Source organism: Streptomyces sp. SID14515 (assembly GCF_010548505.1).
GTDB lineage: Bacteria > Actinomycetota > Actinomycetes > Streptomycetales > Streptomycetaceae > Streptomyces > Streptomyces caviscabies.
Genome location: NZ_JAAGMH010000144.1, coordinates 385,734 through 404,519 on the forward strand (window position 1 = coordinate 385,734; position 18,786 = coordinate 404,519).

At 75.0% G+C, this 18,786-nt stretch carries 8 protein-coding genes; all 8 read right to left on the reverse strand.

Annotated features, from left to right (window positions below):
- Positions 1-69 precede the first annotated feature (69 nt).
- The 8 genes from G3I54_RS36930 to G3I54_RS36965 are packed head-to-tail and all read right to left on the reverse strand — an operon-like array spanning position 70 to position 18,072.
- The gene (locus G3I54_RS36930; protein ID WP_164621386.1) at positions 70-2,013 is read right to left on the reverse strand and encodes a N,N-dimethylformamidase beta subunit family domain-containing protein; all 1,944 of its coding nucleotides are present in this window, start codon (positions 2,011-2,013) and stop codon (positions 70-72) included.
- Positions 2,010-3,491: a condensation domain-containing protein gene (locus tag G3I54_RS36935; RefSeq protein WP_164621387.1), complete on the reverse strand. Its 1,482-nt coding sequence runs from the start codon at positions 3,489-3,491 to the stop codon at positions 2,010-2,012. The genes G3I54_RS36930 and G3I54_RS36935 overlap by 4 nt, the downstream gene beginning before the upstream one ends.
- Positions 3,484-3,774, reverse strand: a complete 291-nt coding sequence (locus G3I54_RS36940) for a phosphopantetheine-binding protein (RefSeq protein WP_164621389.1) — start codon at positions 3,772-3,774, stop codon at positions 3,484-3,486. The genes G3I54_RS36935 and G3I54_RS36940 overlap by 8 nt, the downstream gene beginning before the upstream one ends.
- On the reverse strand, positions 3,771-3,974 hold the full coding sequence (locus G3I54_RS36945) for an MbtH family NRPS accessory protein (protein WP_164621400.1): 204 nt from the start codon (positions 3,972-3,974) through the stop codon (positions 3,771-3,773). Before G3I54_RS36945 ends, G3I54_RS36940 begins: the two co-directional genes overlap by 4 nt.
- Positions 3,967-7,116 carry a non-ribosomal peptide synthetase gene (locus G3I54_RS36950; RefSeq protein WP_164621403.1) on the reverse strand — a complete coding sequence of 1,050 codons (3,150 nt, stop codon included), beginning with the start codon at positions 7,114-7,116 and terminating at the stop codon, positions 3,967-3,969. Before G3I54_RS36950 ends, G3I54_RS36945 begins: the two co-directional genes overlap by 8 nt.
- The gene (locus G3I54_RS36955) at positions 7,113-8,714 is read right to left on the reverse strand and encodes a class I adenylate-forming enzyme family protein (RefSeq protein WP_164621405.1); all 1,602 of its coding nucleotides are present in this window, start codon (positions 8,712-8,714) and stop codon (positions 7,113-7,115) included. The genes G3I54_RS36950 and G3I54_RS36955 overlap by 4 nt, the downstream gene beginning before the upstream one ends.
- Positions 8,711-14,677, reverse strand: coding sequence for a non-ribosomal peptide synthetase/MFS transporter (locus G3I54_RS36960; protein WP_164621408.1), 5,967 nt, complete (start codon positions 14,675-14,677; stop codon positions 8,711-8,713). The genes G3I54_RS36955 and G3I54_RS36960 overlap by 4 nt, the downstream gene beginning before the upstream one ends.
- Positions 14,674-18,072 carry a non-ribosomal peptide synthetase gene (locus G3I54_RS36965; protein WP_164621410.1) on the reverse strand — a complete coding sequence of 1,133 codons (3,399 nt, stop codon included), beginning with the start codon at positions 18,070-18,072 and terminating at the stop codon, positions 14,674-14,676. The genes G3I54_RS36960 and G3I54_RS36965 overlap by 4 nt, the downstream gene beginning before the upstream one ends.
- Positions 18,073-18,786: the final 714 nt, after the last annotated feature.

Genomic DNA, 18,786 nt, shown 5'->3' on the forward strand with positions numbered 1-18,786 from the left:
CCGCCCCCACTGCCCTGCTCCCCGCCCACACTACGGCGGCGGGCGGCCCGGCGTCGTGCCGGAAGCCGATCAGCCGGGCGGTACGGCGGGCCGCGCGCACAGCAGCAGCGGGCCTCCGGCGACGGCCGCGTACAGGCTCCCGGCACGGCCCGCGAGCCCCGTGCAGACGCCCGGGTGGCCGGTGGCCGGGGAGGGGCCCGGCGCACCGCTGTCCGTGAACGCGACCGGCCCGTCCGCCGGGCCCGCCGGGAGCCGGGTACGCAGCCGGCCGTCGGCGGTGACCGCCCAGAGCCTGCTGTTCAGCGTGGTCAGCGCGACCGCCCCGCCCGCGTCGCCCAGCACCTGCCACGGCCCGTCGAGAGCGAGCGCGGACAGGTGGTGGAGCGTGTCGTCGTGCGGGGTCACGGCGAAGATCCCCGCGTCGCAGAGCGCGAGCGCCGTCGTACCGGCCGGCACCGTCCCGGCCTCCGCCCACTCCCCCGGGCCCGGCACCGGCTCCGGCACCGGGTCGCGCCGCAGCAGCCGGCCGTCCTCCGTCGCCGCGTACAGCTCCAGCGGCAGCCCGCCGGACGCCTCGCGCGCCGAGGCCAGCGCCCGCACCCCGGGAGCGTGCCCGGCCGGCCGCCACGGCAGGTTCTGCCCGGACGGCTCCCGGCACAGCAGCCGGCCCCGCCCGTCGACGCCGAACAGGGTGCCCGCGCAGACGGCCAGCGCGTGCACGTCGTCCGGGTCTCCGGCCGCCTCCCAGCCGTCGCCGGGAGCCGTTCCGCCGAGCCGGTCCAGGACGTTGCGGGTGATGCGGTCCGCGACCGGGTCGTCCGCCAGGACGCTGCCCCAGTTGATCGTGCCCGCGTTGAACACGGTGCCCGCGCCGAGCCGGAAGACGCCCATCGTCGCCGCGCCGCCCTGCCCGTACTCCCGCCAGTGCCGCAGATCGGCGGTGGCGAGGACGACGAACGAGCCCGGTGTCCCGTCCACGCCCGTCGCGCGCGGCACCTCGCCGGTCCACTCCAGGTCGCAGGCGTCCGTCTCGTAGCCGAGTGCGCCGCGCGCGAAGGGTTCGCCGTCCGCCAGGCCCGTACCGGCGAAGGCCCAGTGCCCGGCGAACCGGGCCGTGTAGGCGTCCTTGCGCATCACCGCCATGCCCTCGCCCCACGCGCCCGCGCCCCGGCGGAAGCTGAGGCCCGTCATCGTGTTCTCCGGGCGGTCCACGGGCGAGCTGGACCACTCGACGGTGGTCCGGCGCGGGTCGGTCGCCGTCATCGGGTCGGTGAGCGCGTCCCGGTGGCAGACCATGGTGCGTCCGTCGTCCTCCAGCCGCATCTGCCACCAGGCGGTGTTGGCGGCGAAGAAGGCGACGTTGCCGCCGCGCCGCGCGAACGCCTCGACGCTGTCGCGCATCTCCATCGACCAGTACTCGTCATGGCCGTTGACCACCAACAGGCGGTAGTGGGAGAGGAGTTCGTCGCCACCGTGCAGGTCCAGGCCGGAGCAGAAGTCCACCGGATGGCCGGCCGTCGGCAGCCAGCGCAGCAGCCCTTCCTCCCAGCGCTCGGGCGGCGGGCCGCCGCCGGGCGAGGCGAAGGAGACCCGGGCGGCGCGGTGGGGCTGCTCGGAGTAGTAGAGGCCCCGGTGCGGCTGCCCGGCGTGGGTGTACGCCCGCCAGGTGGCGAACGGGACCGTGACGAGGATCCGGGAGGTCGTGCCGGGGCGGGCGGCCCGGACGACGAACCACACCTCGTGCTCGGCCTCGTCGGTCGTCGGCCGGTCCTCGCCCGGTACGTCGAAGGCGGCGCGGCAGAGCGAGCTGGGCCAGTCCTGCGGGACGTCCAGGGTCCAGTCGGGGCCGGTCACCTCGGCGGTGAGGAGCGGCGCCCCGCTCACCCCGTCGGTGATCCGGACCCGGGCGCTCGCCCCCGTACCGTCGAGGCCCGTCAGGTGGAAAGCGAGCCGGCCGCCCTGGACGCAGGAGGTCCGGTCGGCCCAGGCCCGCAACGGTTCGCCGGTGCTCATGGCCGCTCGCCCTCCGCCGTCTCCAGCAGCGCGCGGAGTCCGCCCAGCAGCGGAGGCCTGCCCGCCGCGCTCGCGACGATCAGCTCCTCCATCGCGTACAGGTGTCCGCGGATCGCCTCCGGCGGCAGATACGCGGTGTCCGCGGTCAGCGACACCGCCAGCGCGTCGCCCTCCTCCGTGATGTGCAGGCAGTAGCGGCACGCCACCCGGTCCTGGGTGGCGGGGAAGCCGAAGGAGGTCCGCCGCCGGGCCTCCGCCAGCTCCGCGGCCAGCTCCTCCGGGGCCGGCCGCGGGCCTTCGGGCACGGGCCGTTCGACCAGGCGCATGTCGTTGAAGCAGCAATACGGGTGCACCTCGCGCCCGTACTCCGTGTGCAGCCGCTCGCCGAGCGCGTCCCACTCCACCGGGTCGTAGACGGCGGCACGGTAGGCGCGCAGGGCCGCACGGTAGGCGGCGGGGAGGAGGTCCGTGAACACGGCCGCCCCGCCCTCCCGGCCGGTCGCCCCCAGGTCGAGGACGAACAGGCCGTCCTGCGACAGCGTGGAGACCAGGTCGCGCAGGGCCTCGGCGGTGCGGTTGCCGACGATCGGCATCACGGCCGCCGTACGGTGCCCCTCCCCGGCGGCCACCAGCGCGGCCGACGCGGTGAGCAGCACGGTGGAGCCGCTGACCCGGTGCGCGGCGGCGACCGCCGCGACCGCGCGGGCCAGGGCCGGCGACACGATCCGCCCGGTCCAGAAGCGCGGGCTGCGGGGCTCCGCGCACGGCTCGGGGAACATCGTCGGCGGCGCGGCCCGGAAGCCCGCCTCCCAGTGCGCCAGGGCCACCGCTCCGCGCCGCCCGCCCTCGGCGTGCTGGTCGCGTGCCAGGTCCAGCGGGGTGGCGGCGGGCGGCCGCCCGGCCGAGCCGCGCCGGACCAGCAGCCGGAGATCGCGCACGAGGACCTCGGCGGCGTGCCCGTCGGCGGCGAGGTGGCACAGGACCAGCACGGCGTGGGTGACCCGGTCGCCGACGGTGACGAGGGCGGCGCGCAGCGGCCACTCGGCGGCGTAGTCGAAGCGGGCGGCGGACAGCTCGTCGAGGAGCGCTTCCGCCTGGGCCGCCGCCTCCGGGAGGCCGGTGGCGCGGGCGACCGTCACGGGCAGCGACCCCGTGTCCGCGAGGCACTGCGACGGCTCGCCGTCCGCCGCCGACAGCACGAGCCGGGTGCGCAACGCCTCGTGCCGCTCCATCAGCCGGGCCAGCGCGTCCAGTGTCGCGGCGACGGTCGCGGGACGGCCCCGGTCGGCCAGCGGCAGGACGCGGCCGATGTTGAAGTAGTGGTCATTGGGCGCGGTGCGGCGGATCGCGTGCCAGATGGCCCGCTGGCCCCAGGTGAGCGGGGCCCGCCCGGACCGCTCACCACGGAAGCCGACCTCGGTGGGGGTGGCCGAGTCGGTGAGGGCGCCAAGGGCTTCCGCCACGGCGGGCTCAGTCATGGTCGCCGCCGCCCGTCTCCGCGCCCAGCCCGGCCAGATGGGCGACCAGGCCGTCGAGGTCGTCCAGGAAGCGGAACGGCCCGTCGAGGTCGAGGAAGACCCCGAACTCCTCCTCCACCGCGTCGATCAGCCGGAGCAGCGCCAGGGACGTCACTCCGAGGGCGGTCAACGAAACGCCCTCGGCAAGCAGTTCGGTCTCGGACACCTCGCCGTCGGTGGCGCGGGACACCAGCCCGGCGACCCGCGCCCGCAGCGCGGCCCCGGCGGCGGCCGGGGCCGTCACCGGCCCTGCTCCGAGAGGCGGCGGCGCAGGCTGAGCGGGCGGATGTCCGTCCAGACCCGGTCGACATGGGCCATGCACTCCTCCTCGGACCCGGAGAAACCCTCCGCCCGCCAGCCGGCCGGCGGATCGGTCCTGGCGGGCCACAGCGCGTGCTGCTCCTCGTCGTTGACGACCACCTGGTACGCGGTTGTGTCACTCATCGCTGCTCTCCTCCTGCTGCTGGAGCTCGCTCACCACGGCCGAGACCTCGGCGAGCGTCGGGGTGTCGAAGAAGACGTCGAGGGGCACCTCGACGCCGAGCCGCTTGCGGATGCGGGCGGCGATGGCGGTGATGGTCAGCGAGTGGCCGCCGAGGTCGAAGAGGTCCTCGTCCGGGCCGATGTCGTCGAGCCGCAGCACCTCCTGCCAGATGTCCCGCACCACGGCGGCGGCCCCGTCCACAGCCGCGACCTCGGCACCGTCGACCGCGGCGGCCTCGGCCCCATCGACCGCGGCGGCCTCCGGCCTGGTCCTCGGGGCCTGCGGCAGCCGCCCCCGGTCCACCTTGCCGTTCGGGGTGAGGGGCAGCCCGGGCAGCGGTACCCAGGTGGCGGGCACCATCGCGGCCGGGAGCGTACGGGCGAGGTGGGCGCGCAGGTCGTCGGCGGCCGGGGGCTCCTGCGCGGCTCCGACGACGTACGCCACCAGCCGGTCCTGGCCGGCCTCCGCGGCGTCGTTCCCGGGGTCGTCCGCGCGGTCCAGGATCACCACCGCCTGGGACACCGCGGGGTGTTCGACCAGCCGGGCCTCGATCTCGCCCAGCTCGATGCGGTGGCCGCGCAGCTTGACCTGGGTGTCGACGCGTCCGGCGAACTCCAGCTGCCCGTCGGGCAGTCGGCGCACCAGGTCGCCCGTGCGGTACATCCGCGAGCCCGGCGGCCCCCATGGGTCCGGCACGAAGCGCTGGGCGGTCAGCCCCGAGCGGCCCCGGTAGCCGTGGGCCACGCCCGCGCCGCCCAGGTGCAGTTCGCCGGGGACTCCGTCCGGGGCGGGTCGGCCGTGCGCGTCGAGGACGTACGCCCGGGTGGCGGCCAGCGGTCGGCCGATCGTGACCGGGTCGCCGGGGCCCAGCTCGGCCAGGGTGGACCAGACGGTGGTCTCGGTCGGCCCGTACACATTGACCAACCTGCCGACGCACGCGCCCAGTTCGATGGCGAGCGGCTCCGGAAGCGCCTCGCCTCCCGCCAGGGCGACGAGACGTGGGCGGTGCAGACCGGCGGCCAGCAGCAGCCGCCAGCTGCTCGGCGTGGCCTGGACATGGGTGACGTCATGGGCCTCGATCAGCTTGAGCAGCGCCGCACCGTCGCGCTGCCGCTCCTCCGGGACGAGGACGACGCGGGCTCCGGTGGTGAGCGGGAGCAGCAGTTCCACGGTGGAGATGTCGAAGGACAGCGAGGTCAGCCCCAGCCAGCGGTCCTCCGGCCCCGCCGCCGGCCGGTCGGCCAGCGCGCCGAGGAGGTTGGCCAGCGCGCTGTGCGGAACCTCGACGCCCTTGGGCCGGCCCGTGGAGCCCGAGGTGTAGAGGACGTACGCGGGATCCCCGGCGGCCGGGGCGGTGGACCGGTCGCGCGGCGGCGCGGGAGCACCCCGGTGTTCCGGGGACAGCACCGGCAGGTCGCCGGGCAGCCCGTCCGGGGTGGGCCCTTCGACGACCAGGGCGGCCAGGCGCGCGTCCGCACGGACGAAGGCGAGCCGGTCGGCCGGATAGCCGGGATCCAGTGGTACGTAGGCCGCGCCCGCCGCCAACGTGCCGAGTACGGCGCTCAGTTCGTTCGCCGATCGGGCCACCTGGACGCCCACGAGATCACCGGGCACGATGCCCGCGGCGGCCAGCCGGTCCGCGAACGCCTCTGCGGCGGCGTGGAGTTCACCGTAGGACAGCTCGGTGCCGTCCGGCGTGACCACGGCCACGGCGGACGGGTTCGCCGCCGCCCGTTCCGCGAACATCGCCCACACCGTGGCGTCCGCCGAGCGGGCCGCGGGCGTGCCGTTGCCCGCGTACAGCGCCCGGTCCAGCTCGTCGCCCGCCAGCAGCGGCAGGTCGGCGAGGCGGGTGTCCGGCGCGGTGAGCACGGCGTCGAGCAGGGTGCGGAAGTGGCCGACGATCCGGGCGGGCGCGCCGGGGGCGAAGGCGTCGGTGCGGTACTGCAACGAGCCGTCCACACCGTCCGGCCCGTCGACGAGCTGGAGGTGCGCCAGATTGCGGACGGAGTGCGTGAAGCCGATCCAGTCCACGGAGACGTCCGGTGCTTCCCGCGCCTCCCAGCCGGTGCGGCGGCGGTAGCTGACCGAGAGCGGTGTGAGCGCGGTGCGCGGAGTGAGGCCGCCGCGCACCGCACGGCCGAGCGGGACCGTGCGGTGGTCGTAGAGCGCCCGCAGCTCGGCGCGGACGTCCCGCACGAAGTCGGCGAACGGCCGGTCCGGGTCGGGGCGGGTGAGGAGCGGCAGCTCGTTGACGTACAGGCCTACGTGGTCGGGGCTTCCCAGGCGTCTGGTGGAGAGTTCCAGCGCGGTGGCGGGCGCCCGGTCGCCGTAGCGGAACAGCAGCGTGTGCCAGAGCGCCAGAAGCAGTTCGAAGCGGGTGACGCCGAGAGACCGCGCGGTGTCGGTGATCCGGGCGTGGAGCGGGCCGTCGAGCGTGAAGGGGACGGCGGAGCCCGGTGCCGGGGCCGTGGTGTCGCGTACGGAGGGCGGGAGGCCGGGGAGCACGGGCGCGGCCGGGTCGGCCCAGCGGCCGGCCCAGAACTCCGCCGCCGCGGCCACCTCTTCGTCCGTCGGCTCGGCGGGCTCGTTCGGCGGCAGGTCGGCGGTCGTCTCCGCGCCGAGGATCTCCGCGAGCAGCACATCCTTCGACGTGCCGTCGAACACCAGGTGGTGGACCACGGCGTGCAGCACCGGGCTGTCGTCCCCGGCCGTCACGAGCGCGAACCGTACGAGCGGCCCTCGGGCCAGGTCGAAGGGCCGGGCGCTCTCCTCCGCGAGGAGCGCGTCGAGTTCGTCCGGCGCGCTCGTCAGCCGGCGCAGCTCGGGCGCGCGGCCGGTGGCCGGGGCGAGCGCGGGGCCCTCCGGGTCCAGCCGCGACGCCAGCACCGGATGCCGGGCGAGCAGGCGGGCGCAACCGGCCTCCAGCGCCGCCGGATCGGGCGGTACGGCGAACCGCGCGGTCACCGCGAGATGGTGCGCGGAGCCGGGCCGCAGCACCTGTTCGGTGACCCACATCCCGTGCTGGGCCGGGCCGAGGGTGAGTTCGGGCGCGGGCGCGGATGAAGGTGCGGAGGGAAGAGGGGACGTCGTGTTCGTCATCGCAGGGCCTCGTCGTCCAGGAGCAGGCGCAGCTCGCGCTTGAGGATCTTGCCGCCCTCGTTGCGCGGCAGGAAGGGGCGGAACAGCAGGCGGGCCGGGAGTTCGTGGGCGGCCAGCCGGTCGAGCAGGAAGGTCCGCAGCTCCGGCACGGTCAGCTCGCCGCGCGGCACGACCACGGCGGCGACGACCGACCCCAGGACGGCGTGCGGAACACCGAACGCCGCCGCGTCCGCCACTGCCGGGTGGGCGTGCAGCGCGTCCTCCACCTGGAGCGTGGAGACCTTGTACGCACCGGACTTGATGACGTCCCGCTCACGGTCCAGCAGCTGCAGATAGCCGTCCTCGTCCAGCCGCCCGAGGTCGCCCATCCGCACCCACTGCCCTTGGAACACCTCCGACCGCGCGGCGTCCTCACCGAGGTAGGCGCGGGGTGCGGCCGGGGTGCGGAGCCGGACCTCGCCCGGTTCGCCGGGCGGTAGCGGGGTCCCGTCGGGGGCGGTGATCCGCAGGTCGCGCAGGGAGGCGGGGCGGCCCGGGGAGTCGGGGCGGTCGGGGTCGAAGAGCAGGGTGATCTGGGCGGGGGCGGCCTCGGTGGAGGTGTAGTAGTTGACGACCTGGGCGCGCGGGAAGGCGCGGGCGAGGCCGAGGGCGACGGGCCCGGGGAGGGCGGCGGCGGTCGAGCCGACGAGCCGGACGCTGTCGGTGGCGTACCGGCGGGCGGCCGCGGAGCCGAGCAGTTCGATGGCCATCGCCGGGACGAGGAACACGCTGCCGACCTCGTACTCCTCGATGAGCCGCGCGAACCGTCCCGGGGTGAACTGCGGTGCGACCACGCCGGTGGCGGCGGAGTCCAGGGCGTTGACCAGCATCGTCTGCCCGGCGTTGGTGCCGACGGGGAAGGCGTGCAGGAAGTGGCGGGAGTGCCGGAGCGGACGGCGGCGTTCGTCGAGCGTGCAGCCGTGCGCCAGATTGCCGTGGGTGGCGGTGACGCCCTTGGGCCTGCCGGTGGTGCCGGAGGTGTAGAGGATCTGGGCGAGGGCGGCGGGGTCGGGCTCGGCGAGCGGCTCGGCGAGGGCGACGGGATCGGGCCCGGCAAGCGGCTCCGTGCGGGGCGACGCTGCTCCCGTCGCCTCGATCTCCTCCGTCGTGGCCGCCCACAGGCCTCGCGGGAGCAGGCCGGACGGCAGGTCCGCCCCGGCCGGGCGCAGTACGGCCGCGGCCCCGCTGTCCGCGAGGACATGGGCGGCGGTCGCCGGGGCCTGCCGGTCCGAGAGCGGTACGGCGACGCAGCCGGCGCGCAGCACCCCGCAGTACGCGACGGCGTACGCGATCCAGTCGCCGCTGCCGTACCGGAGCACGACCCGCGCCCCCGGCCCGAGGCCCCGGCTCCGCAGCCCGGCGGCAAGCGCCTCGGCCCGCTCACGCCACGCGCCGAACGTCAGGGTGCGGGGGCCGCAGATCAGCGCGGTGCGCCCGGGGTCGGCGGCGGCCCGGTGGTCGAGCAGGGCGGGAAGGCTGCGCGGGGCGGCGGCCGGGGAGGCCGGACGCCCGGACGGGGGCCTGGACGGACGCCTGGACGGGGGCGGGGTGGCGGTCATCGGGCGTCCTCCAGGATGACCTTGGCGTCCTGTGGGTCCCGTGCGTCCTGTGGGCCCTGCGAGTCCCGTGGGTCTGATGCCTCCTGCGCGGCCCGCGGGTCTCGCGCCTCCCGTGCTTCCCGTGCCCGGCGTTCGCGTTCCTGGATGCCGACCAGGTCGTCCGGCAACGCGTCCGGGACGTCGAGGTCGAAGCGGGCCAGCACCGGCAGCCGGAGGCCGATCACCACCAGGGCCAGCATGGCCGCGCCGAACAACAGGTACATGAACCCGATCCCGCGCCCCGGACCCGTACCGATGAGGGCTCCCACCGTCGAGGTCAGCGAGCCGCCGTCCTCGAACATCGGGCCGAAGACCGACGAGCCCACCGGCGCGATGATCCCGTGCCCGATCGGCAGGGTGGACCAGGCGACCAGCGTGTTCAGCGCGAACACCCGGCCGTGGAACCGCTGCGGGACCTTGATCTGGACGATCGTCGTGTAGACGCCGTTGACCATCGACAGCGCGCAGGACATCCCGAACGCGCCGACGCCGATGATCCACAGGTCCGCCCGGACCCCGACCAGCGCACAGGCCAGCGCGAGCAGCCCGGCCAGGCCCAGCATGCCGCGCATCCGGTTGCGCTTCGGGCCGCCCCAGAAGCCCATCGCGATGCCGCCGAGAATCGCGCCCGCGCCGCCGGCCACCGAGATCCGGGCCACCGCCTCCAGCGAGTCGAACGACAGCACCAAGGGCGTGACCAGCAGGAACAGCGGGGACAGGAAGATGTTCAGCGCCGCGAACCACAGGAGCATGGCCCGGAAGCCGCGGTTGCGCCAGGAGTGGGCGAAGCCGTGCTTGATCTCCGCGACCAGCGACTCCCGCCGCGTCCACGGCAACGTCTTCGGGAACTTCACGAACGACAGCACGCCGATGGCGATGGTGTAGCTGACGACGTCGAGGATGAGGATGCCCTTCAGCCCGATCCCGGCCATCAGCGCCACCGCCGCCAGCGGAACGATGAACTGCGCGAAGCCGAAGGCCATTTGCGTGATGCCGTTGGCGTGGCCGAGGTACTGCTTGGGCACCAACTGCGGTACGGAGGAGGCGTACGCGAGCCGTTGGAAGGTGAGCGCGACCGACAGCAGCCCGAGCAGGGTGTAGATGTGCCAGGAGGCGAGGTTGCCGCTCAGCAGGAGCGTGAGCAGCGCCGCCTGGGTGGAGCCGGCGACCACGTCGCTGGTGAGCATGACCCGGCGGCGGTCGAGCCGGTCGACGACGGCTCCGGCCAGCGGTCCGACGAGGATGCCGGGCAGCATGCCGATGACGGCGTAGAGGGCGTACTTGCCCATCGAGCCGGTCTCCATGTAGATCCACACCGGCAGGGCGAACTCGGTGAGCGCGGAGCCGGTGATGGAGAGCAGCTGGCCGAAGGCGACGGCCAGGAAGCGGCCCATGCCGGGCGGCGGCCCGGCGTCGGCGACCCGCTCGGCCTCCTCCGTCTGATCGGCCTGCCCGGCCTGCCCGGCCTGCGCGACCTCCTCGACCTCCTCGATCTGCTCGATCTGCTCGCTCTTGTGCGTCGCGTCAGCGGCCCCGGCCCGCTTCTCGCGCCTCCCGCTCACCTCGTGGAACCACCACGACCCGTCGTCCGCCTCCTGCGGCAGCTCCCGTACCGCCTCCGGACCGGCCTCGACCGCCAAATGCGTGCGCGTGACGATCTCGACGAGCTCCCGGGCCCGGTACTTGAGGAAGAAGTGGCCGCCCTCGTCCAGGACCGCCAGCGCCGAACGCTCCGCGAGCATCTGCCATTCGCGGTAGCGCTCCTGGTGGAAGTCGGTCGCCGGATCGCGGTTGCCGATCACCGAGATCACCGGGGCCCGCAGCAGCGCCCCGCCCGCCTCGACCTCGGCCAGCACCTCGGTGAAGTACTCCTCCGCCGCCCGGGAGTCGGCGCGCATGTTGCCGATCATGAACTTCATCTGGGCTTCGTCGAGGTCGCCGACCTCGGCCCCCATGGAGCGCAGCCAGGTGAAGTAGACGCGGTCGCTCAGCATCGGGTCCAGCGCGGAGATGCGGCTGAGCAGGCCCAGCACCCGGCCGCGCGGTCGCGCGAAGGGGAACTGGGCCCCGATGTAGACGGCCTCCACTTCCCGGTCCGCCCCTTCGAGGAGCCGGGCGACGGCGACGGTCAGCGCGCTGCCGACGGCGCAGTGCCCGTACAGCGCGACCGGTCCGTCGACCCGTTCGCGTATCTCGTCGGCGATCTTCCGGGCCAGTTCGTCGAACGCCAGGTGTTCCTCGGTGACGCCCATGTCGTGGCCCGGGATGGCCACGGACCACAGGTCGTATCCGGCGGGCAGTTCGTCGGCGACCGGCTGGTAGACGACCGCGCTGCCGCCGCCGTACGGGACGCAGACGAAGGAGAGGGTCCGGTCCTCGGGCGGCGTGGGTCGGGTGAGCCGGTGGAGCAGGTGGCGCGGGCCGCGCTCGGACTCGTCCAGGTCGGCCAGCGCGGCGAGTTCGCGGACCGTACGCGAGGTGAACAGGTCCATCACGCTGACCGGCCGCGCTCCGGCCTCCGGCAGGCGTTTGCGGGCGCGGGCGATGACCTGGGTGGCGAGCAGCGAGTGGCCGCCGAGGTCGAAGAAGTCGTCGTCGACGCCGACTTCGGGCAGATTCAGGATCTCGGCCCAGATCTCGGCCAGCACCTGCTGGGCGGCGGTCTCCGGCGCGGCCATCGCGCCACCGGTACGGCGGGCCTGCGGCGCGGGCAGGGCGCGGCGGTCGAGCTTGCCGTTGGGGGTGAGCGGGAGGGCGTCGAGGGTGACGAAGGCGGCCGGGACCATGTAGTCGGGGAGCGTGCGGCGCAGGGCGGTGCGCAGGAGGGCGGGGTCGAGATCGGTGCCCCCGGCCGCGCCCCTGTCCCCGTCCGCGTATCCGTCCGCGTCTCCGCCCCTGCCCCCGTCCTCGCCCCTGTCCGCCTCCGTCTCCGCGCCCCCGCCCGTGCCCCCGTCCGCGGTGCGCACCACGTACGCCACCAGGCGTTTGTCGCCCGGGTTGTCCTCGCGGACGATCACGGCCGCGGCCGTGATGCCCTCCTCGGCGCGGAGCGCGGCCTCGATCTCGCCGGGCTCGATGCGCAGGCCCCGGATCTTGACCTGCTGGTCGATCCGGCCCAGGTGCTCCAGCTGGCCGTCCGCCCGCCACCGGGCCAGGTCTCCGGTGCGGTAGAGGCGCGCGCCGGGCGGGCCGAAGGGGTCGGGGACGTAGCGTGCGGCGGTCAGGCCGGGTCTGCGGTGGTAGCCGACGGAGACCTGGACGCCGCCGATGTGGAGTTCGCCGGGCGTGCCGACGGGGACCGGGCACAGGTCGGCGTCGAGAACGTACAGCCTGGTGTTGTCGACCGGTGCGCCGATCGGCACGACGGCGAGGTCGCCCGCGCACTCCCAGCTGGTCACGTCGACGGCCGCCTCGGTCGGCCCGTACAGGTTGGCGAGTGCGCAGTGCGGCAGCCGGGCGGTGAACGCGCGGGCGGTGTGCGGGGCCAGCTCCTCGCCGCTGCACACGACCCGGCGCAAGGTGGTGCAGCGCTCCACGTCGTCCTCGGCGAGGAACACGTCGAGCATGGCGGGCACGAAGTGCGCTACGGTGACGCCGTGTTCGGCGATGGTGTCGCGCAGATGCGCGGCGTCCTTGTGCCCGCCGGGCTGCGCGACGACCAGCCTGGCCCCGGTGATCAGCGGCAGGAACAGCTCCCAGACCGAGACGTCGAAGCCGGTCGGCGTCTTCTGGAGGACGGCGTCGGCCGGTGTGAGCTCGTACGTACGGGCCATCCACAGCAGCCTGTTGGCGATGGCCCGGTGGGTGTTGGGCACGCCCTTGGGGCGGCCGGTGGAGCCGGAGGTGTAGATCATGTACGCGAGGTCGTCTGCGGCGGGGCCCACAGGATGTCTTCCGTCGCTGTTGTCGCCGTCCCACTCCGCCGAGTCGTCCAGCAGCAGGACGCGCGCCGCGCACCCCTCGGGCACCGGCAGCCGGCGCTGGGTGAGAAGCACCTCCGCACCGCTGTCCGCGAGCATGAACGCGAGCCGCTCGGCCGGGTATTCGGGGTCGAGCGGGCTGTAGGCCGCTCCGGTCCTGAGGACGCCGAGGAGGCCCGGGAGCAGGTCGGGCGAGCGCTCGGCGCTGACCGCCACCAGGCTTCCGGGGCCGACGCCTTCGCGGGCCAGCCGCCGCGCGATCCGTTCGGCGGCCCGGTCCAGTTCGGCGTACGTCAGCGTCTCGCCGCCGAAGCCGACGGCGACCGCGTCCGGCGTGCGGGCGATCTGCGCGGCGACGAGGCCGGTGAGGGTCGCGTCGTCCGGGAGGTCGACGGCCGTGTCGTTCCACTCGCCGAGCATCCGGGTCCGCTCGACGGGATCCAGGACGTCGTGCGCGGAGACCGGCAGGTCGGGCCGGTCGGCGACGGCGTGCAGCAGGCGGTCCAGGCTGTCGGCGATGCGGACGACGCCGGACTCATCGAAGAGGTCGGTGTTGTAGTTGAACGCACCGCGCAGCCCGCCGGGCCACTCCATCAGGAACAGCTCCAGGTCGAACCTGGTTCCGGCGGCGTGCAGCCCGAACGGCTCGACGTCCAGGGCGAGTTCTTCCAGCGGAGCGGCCGAGGCGTAGTTCTGGATCGCGAGCACCGCCTGGAACACCGGTGAACGCGTCACGTCCCGTTCGACGTTCAGCTCGGACACCAGCTGGGCGAACGGCAGCTCCTGGTGGGCGTACGCCTCCAGGCAGGTCTCCCGGGTCCGGCCGAGGAGTTCGGCGAAGGTCGGGTCGCCGTCCAGCCGGGCCCGCAACGCCAGGACGTTGACGAACATCCCGACGAGACCTTCGAGTTCGGGCTCCGGCCGCCCGGCCACCGGCGAGCCGACGGCGAAGTCCCGCTGCCCGGAGATACGGGACAGCACCAGCTGGAACGCCGCGAGCAGCACCATGTGCACGGTCGCGCCGTGCTGCTTGCCGAGGGCGGTGAGCCGGTCGAGGAGGGCCCGGTCGATGTCGAAGCCGAACCCCGCGCCGTCGAAGGTCTGGCGCTCGGGTCGCGGTCGGGCCGTCGGCAGCTCCAGCGGCCGGACCCCGGCCAGCTCACCGGCCCAGTACGCGACCTCGTCGGCCAGCCGGCCGCCGGTCAGCCGGTCGCGCTGCCAGAGCGCGAAGTCACCGTATTGGACTGGCAGTTCGGTGAGCGGGTCGGATCCTCCGGTCGTGTACGCGGTGTAGCCGCGCAGCACCTCGGAGACCAGCACCTCGCTGGACCAGCCGTCGCTGACGCTGTGGTGCACGACGAGGAGGAGGACGTGGTCGTCGTCGGCGATCCGGACCAGCAGGCCGTTGATCAGCGGGCCGGTGACCAGGTCGAAGGGCAGGGCTCCGAGCTCGTCGACGAGCCGGGCCGCGTGCTCCTCGTCGTCCGCGTCGGCGGTGCGCAGGTCGAACGGTGCGGGTGCGGCGATCTCCAGGACCGGGCGGCCGTCGTCGGTGGCCGGATAGCGGGAGCGCAGCGTCTCGTGGCGGGCGGTCACCGCGTCGAGGGCCCGTTGCAGGGCGGGGCGGTCCAGGGGTCCGCGCAGCCGGCGGGCGACCGGGATGTTGTACGCGGCGGTGCCGGGCGCGAACTGCTCCATGAACCAGAGGCGTTCCTGCGCGAAGGAGAGCGGCGGCACGGCCCCTTCGGGTCGCCTCGGCACGGCCTGCGCGGGGCGGGCGCGACCGCGCAGCCGCTGGGCGAGCAGGGCGCGCTTGGCGTCGGAGAGCGGGGCGGCGGACCGGCCGCCGGGTCTCGCGCCGCTCGCCCGGTCGCTGCCGCTGCTGCCCCCTTCGCTTCCTTCGCTTCTCCCCTTTCCGTCGGGGCTGCCGTTCGCGCCGCCGCCGCTGTCGCTCGCGTCGCCGTCCCGGGTGTCGTCCGTCGGGCGTGCCTCGGTGCTGCTCATGCCGTGGTCGTTCCGTTTCTCTCCGGGCCGGACTCGGCCGTTCTCTCCGGGCCGGACTCGGCCGCGAGCAGCTGCTCGGCGTCCTCGTCGGTCAGCGCTTCGATCTCCGCCAGCAGCAGGTCCTCCACCGCGCCCGCGAACGCCTCGACGGTGCGGTGGGCGAACAGCGCCCGCAGGGGCACCGTCAGTCCGGCGGCCGCCCGGATCCGGGCGACGACGCGGGTGGCCAGGAGCGAGTGGCCGCCGAGGTCGAAGAAGTCGTCCAGCGCGCCGACCCGGTCCAGGCCCAGCACCTCGGTCCACACCTCGGCGACGAGCCCCTCCGCGTCGGTGCGCGGGGCCACGTACCCGGGTCCGAGGTCGGGCCGCTGCTCGGGCGCGGGCAGGGCGCGGCGGTCCACCTTGCCGTTCGGGGTCAGCGGCAGGGCGTCCAGGACGACCAGGGAGTTCGGGACCAGGTGGGCGGGGAGCACGGCGGCCAGCGCGGCGCGCAGAGCCCCCGCCGCAAGCCGTTGCCCACCGCCGCCCGGGGCCTCCGGATCTCCACCACCGCCCAGGGCTTCCGGACGGTCACCGCCGCTTCCTTGGTCCTCCGGACAGTCACCGCTGTCCCGCAGGGCCTCCGGACGGTCACCGCCGTCCCGCTCCGGCACCACGTACCCGACCAGCGCCTCGTCCCGTACCGTCACCACGGCCCGGCCGACCCCGTCCAGGGCCAGCAGCGCGGTCTCCACCTCACCGGGCTCGACGCGGAAGCCGCGCACCTTGACCTGGTCGTCGATGCGGCCGAGGAACTCCAGCCGCCCGTCCGCCCGCCACCGGACCAGGTCGCCGGTGCGGTAGCGGCGTGCGCCCGGCGGGCCGTACGGATCGGGCACGAAGGCCCGCGCGGTGGCCCCGGGCCTGCCGCCGTAGCCGTACGTCACCCCGACGCCGCCCACGAGGAGTTCGCCGGGCGCTCCGTACGGCATGAGCCGGCCCAGCGCGTCGCAGACGGTGAGCACGGTGCCGGCGATCGGGCTGCCGATGGGCGGGCGGTGGGTCGCGTCGGCGCGGCCGAGTTCGGCGGTGGCGGCGATGACGGTGGTCTCGGTGGGGCCGTAGGAGTTGACCACCCGCACGGTGTCGCCGAAGCGGGCCCGCCAGGCGGCGACCGCGCGCGACTGCACCTGGTCCGCGCCGAGGATCAGCAGCCGCAGGCCCGGCGGCCGGGCGATCGTGTCGAGGTCGTCGACGAGCTCGTGCCAGTACGGCGTGGGCAGGTCCAGGACGGTGGGGCCGCCGCCCTGTCCGGCGGCGGCGAGGTGGAGGTGGTCGGGCAGGGTGCTGTCGGGCCCGGCGACGACCAGGCGGGCCCCGGCGGTGAGCGCCGGGTAGATCTCCTCGGCGTGGGTGTCGAAGCTCAGCGAGGCGAACTGGAGCACCTCGTCGTCCGCCGTGATGCCGTAGTTCTCCCGCATCCAGCCGACCCGGGCCGCCAGCGCGCGGTGCGGGACGACGACGCCCTTGGGCGTTCCGGTGGAGCCGGAGGTGTGGATGACGTACGCGGGGTCGTCCGGGCCCGCCTCCCAGCGCGGGTCGGGCACGCCGGTCCCGCCCGGGCCGTCCGGCGCGAGCGCGATGGGCCGGTGGGCGGGACCGCCGCCGAAGGCCTCGGCCCCGTCCGGGTCCGCCACGACCACGCGTACGCCGGTGTCCGCGACCATGAACTCCAGCCGGGCCGCCGGATAGGCGGGGTCCAGCGGCAGATAGGCCGCGCCCGCCCGCCAGGCGGCCAGCATCGCGGTGACCGCCCGCGTACCGCGCGGCAGCCGGACGCCGACGACGTCCCCGCCCCGTACGCCCGCCTCCCGCAGTCGCACCGCGAGCGCCCCGGCCGCCTGCCACAGGCCCTCGTACGTCAGCTCTCCGGCCGCGTCGCGGACCGCCGTCCGGTCGCCGTACGCCGCTGCCGCGCGGCCCAGAGCGGCGGGCAGCGCCTCGGTGTCGGCCGCCGGCACCTCCGCGCCGGTGCCCAGGGCCAGCAGTTCGTCCACCTCGGACCGTGCGAGGAGCGGCAGTTCGGACACCGGTGCGTCCGGGTCGGCCAGTGCGCCACGCAGGAGCGTCTCGAAGTGCCGGGCGAACCGGGTGGCCCAGGCGTCGTCGTAGAGGTCGGTGCGGTAGCCGAACACCGCGATCAGGTCGTCGCTCTCGCGGCGCAGGTCGAGCATCACCTCGAACTTGCCGGCCGCATGACCGCCGTCGACATCGGCACACCGCAGCCCGGCGAAGTCCCGCTCGCCGCTTCCCTGTTCGTCCTGTGTGTGGACGGTCAGCAGGGTCTGGAAGAGCGGGCTGACGCCGAGGCGGCGCTCGATGCCCAGCTCGTCGATGAGCCGCTCGAACGGCACGCGGTCATGGGTGAATCCGGCCAGCGCGGACCGGCGGACGCGCCGCAGGAGCTCGCCGAAGGTCGGCGAACCGGCGAGCTCGGCGCGCAGCACGAGCGTGGTGGAGAAGTAGCCGATCAGCTCTTCGAGTTCGGGCTCGTTCCGGCCGGCCGCCGGCACCCCGACGCAGAAGTCCTCCTGCCGGGTCCAGCGGTGCAGCAGCACCTGGTAGGCGGCGAGCAGCACCATGAACGGCGTGCACCGCTTCTGCCGGGCCAGCGCGTCGACCGCCGCGCCCGCCCCGGCGATCCGCCGGGTGTGGAACGCCCCGCCGGTGGCCCCGACCCCGTCCGCCACCGTGGGCCGCAGGTCGAGCACCGGCGCGCCCGCGAGCCGCTCGCACCAATGTGCGAGCGCGGCCTCCGCCTCGGAGCCGTCGGCGAACTCGCGCTCCCTGCGGGCGTATTCGGTGTACGGGAGCAGCTCGGGCAGCTCGACGGCGCGGCCGTCGAGGTGCGCGGCGTAGCGGGTGGCGAGCTCGGCGCGCAGCAGGTTCAGCGACCAGCCGTCGGCGACGATGTGGTGGAGGACCAGGCACAGCAGGTGCTCGTCCTCGTCCGTCCGCAGCAGGCTCACCCGCAGCAGCGGACCCTGCGCGAGGTCGAAGGCCGCGTTGGTCCGCTCCGCCAGCAGCCGGGGCGCGTCGGCGGGGCGGCCGCGCAGGTCGATGCTCTCGACGGGCACGGGCGCGGGCGGCTCGACGCGGGCGGCGGGCCGCCCGTCCAGGTGCGGGAACCGGGTGCGCAGGGCCTCGTGCCGGGCGGCGGTCCCGTCGAACGCGGCCCGCAGCGCCGGTTCGGAGAGCGCGCCGGTCAGCCGGAGCACGAGCGGGATGTTGTACGAAGCGTCGTCGGGCTCCAACTGGTGGAGGAACCAGAGCCGTTCCTGCGCCGGGCTCAACGCCGGCCCCGCCTCGGCCCTGTCGTCCGTGTCCGCCCCGGTCCCGCCGGCCGTACCGATCATGTGCGGTGCTCCCCTGTGTGCCGACCGTTGGTGACGGCACCGCCGAGGACGGCGGGCAGCACCGGACGCAGTTGCCGACGGGTCGTCAGAAAGCAGCGCGGGGGGCGGCAGTGGCGCGTTCCGGTCTCCCCCGCGACCTCGGCCCCGGGCAACGGTCACGGTAGGAGGAGGGGGCAGCTCAAGTCAATGGTCTGGACCACGCAGAGGTGGCCGGTACCGGTCGAGCGGATGGCGATGAACCACCAGAAAGGGTGCGGCAATACCGGCTTCACTGGCTGAAATCGCCCGGCTCGAAGGACAGACACGGACCTCGGCATCGGCACGAGCACCGGCACGAGCACCGGCGACGACCATCGGCCATCGGCCATCGGCCATCGGCCGCCGGATCGCGCCCACCCTCCCCACCGGCACAGCCGGAGGGCCCGACAGCCGGAGGCCCGGAGGGGCCGGAGGGGCCGGAGGGGCCGAACGCCCTCCCTCCGCCAGCAGTCGCCGTCATCCCCTGGTCCGACACCGGCTCCACCCGGCGTCCGATGCGGGCGGCCCGAGCCGCCGCCTAGCGTTGCGGGCATGACGATCTTCGTTCGCAGCAACAGACCGGCCAAGGCCGCCGCGACCGCCGTGACCCTCGCCCTGACCGCACTGGCCGCCCTGGCCGGGACGGCCGGGCCCGCCTCGGCGTCCGGCCCGGCCCCGGCCCCGACGCCGCCCGCC

Bases quoted from the DNA above. Each gene is read 5' to 3' on its own strand.
- G3I54_RS36935 (WP_164621387.1), bottom strand. From the start codon at position 3,491: ATGACTGAGCCCGCCGTGGCGGAAGCCCTTGGCGCCCTCACCGACTCG.
- G3I54_RS36950 (WP_164621403.1), bottom strand. From the start codon at position 7,116: ATGACGAACACGACGTCCCCTCTTCCCTCCGCACCTTCATCCGCGCCC.
- G3I54_RS36930 (WP_164621386.1), bottom strand. From the start codon at position 2,013: ATGAGCACCGGCGAACCGTTGCGGGCCTGGGCCGACCGGACCTCCTGC.
- G3I54_RS36955 (WP_164621405.1), bottom strand. From the start codon at position 8,714: ATGACCGCCACCCCGCCCCCGTCCAGGCGTCCGTCCAGGCCCCCGTCC.
- G3I54_RS36960 (WP_164621408.1), bottom strand. From the start codon at position 14,677: ATGAGCAGCACCGAGGCACGCCCGACGGACGACACCCGGGACGGCGAC.
- G3I54_RS36965 (WP_164621410.1), bottom strand. From the start codon at position 18,072: ATGATCGGTACGGCCGGCGGGACCGGGGCGGACACGGACGACAGGGCC.
- G3I54_RS36945 (WP_164621400.1), bottom strand. From the start codon at position 3,974: ATGAGTGACACAACCGCGTACCAGGTGGTCGTCAACGACGAGGAGCAG.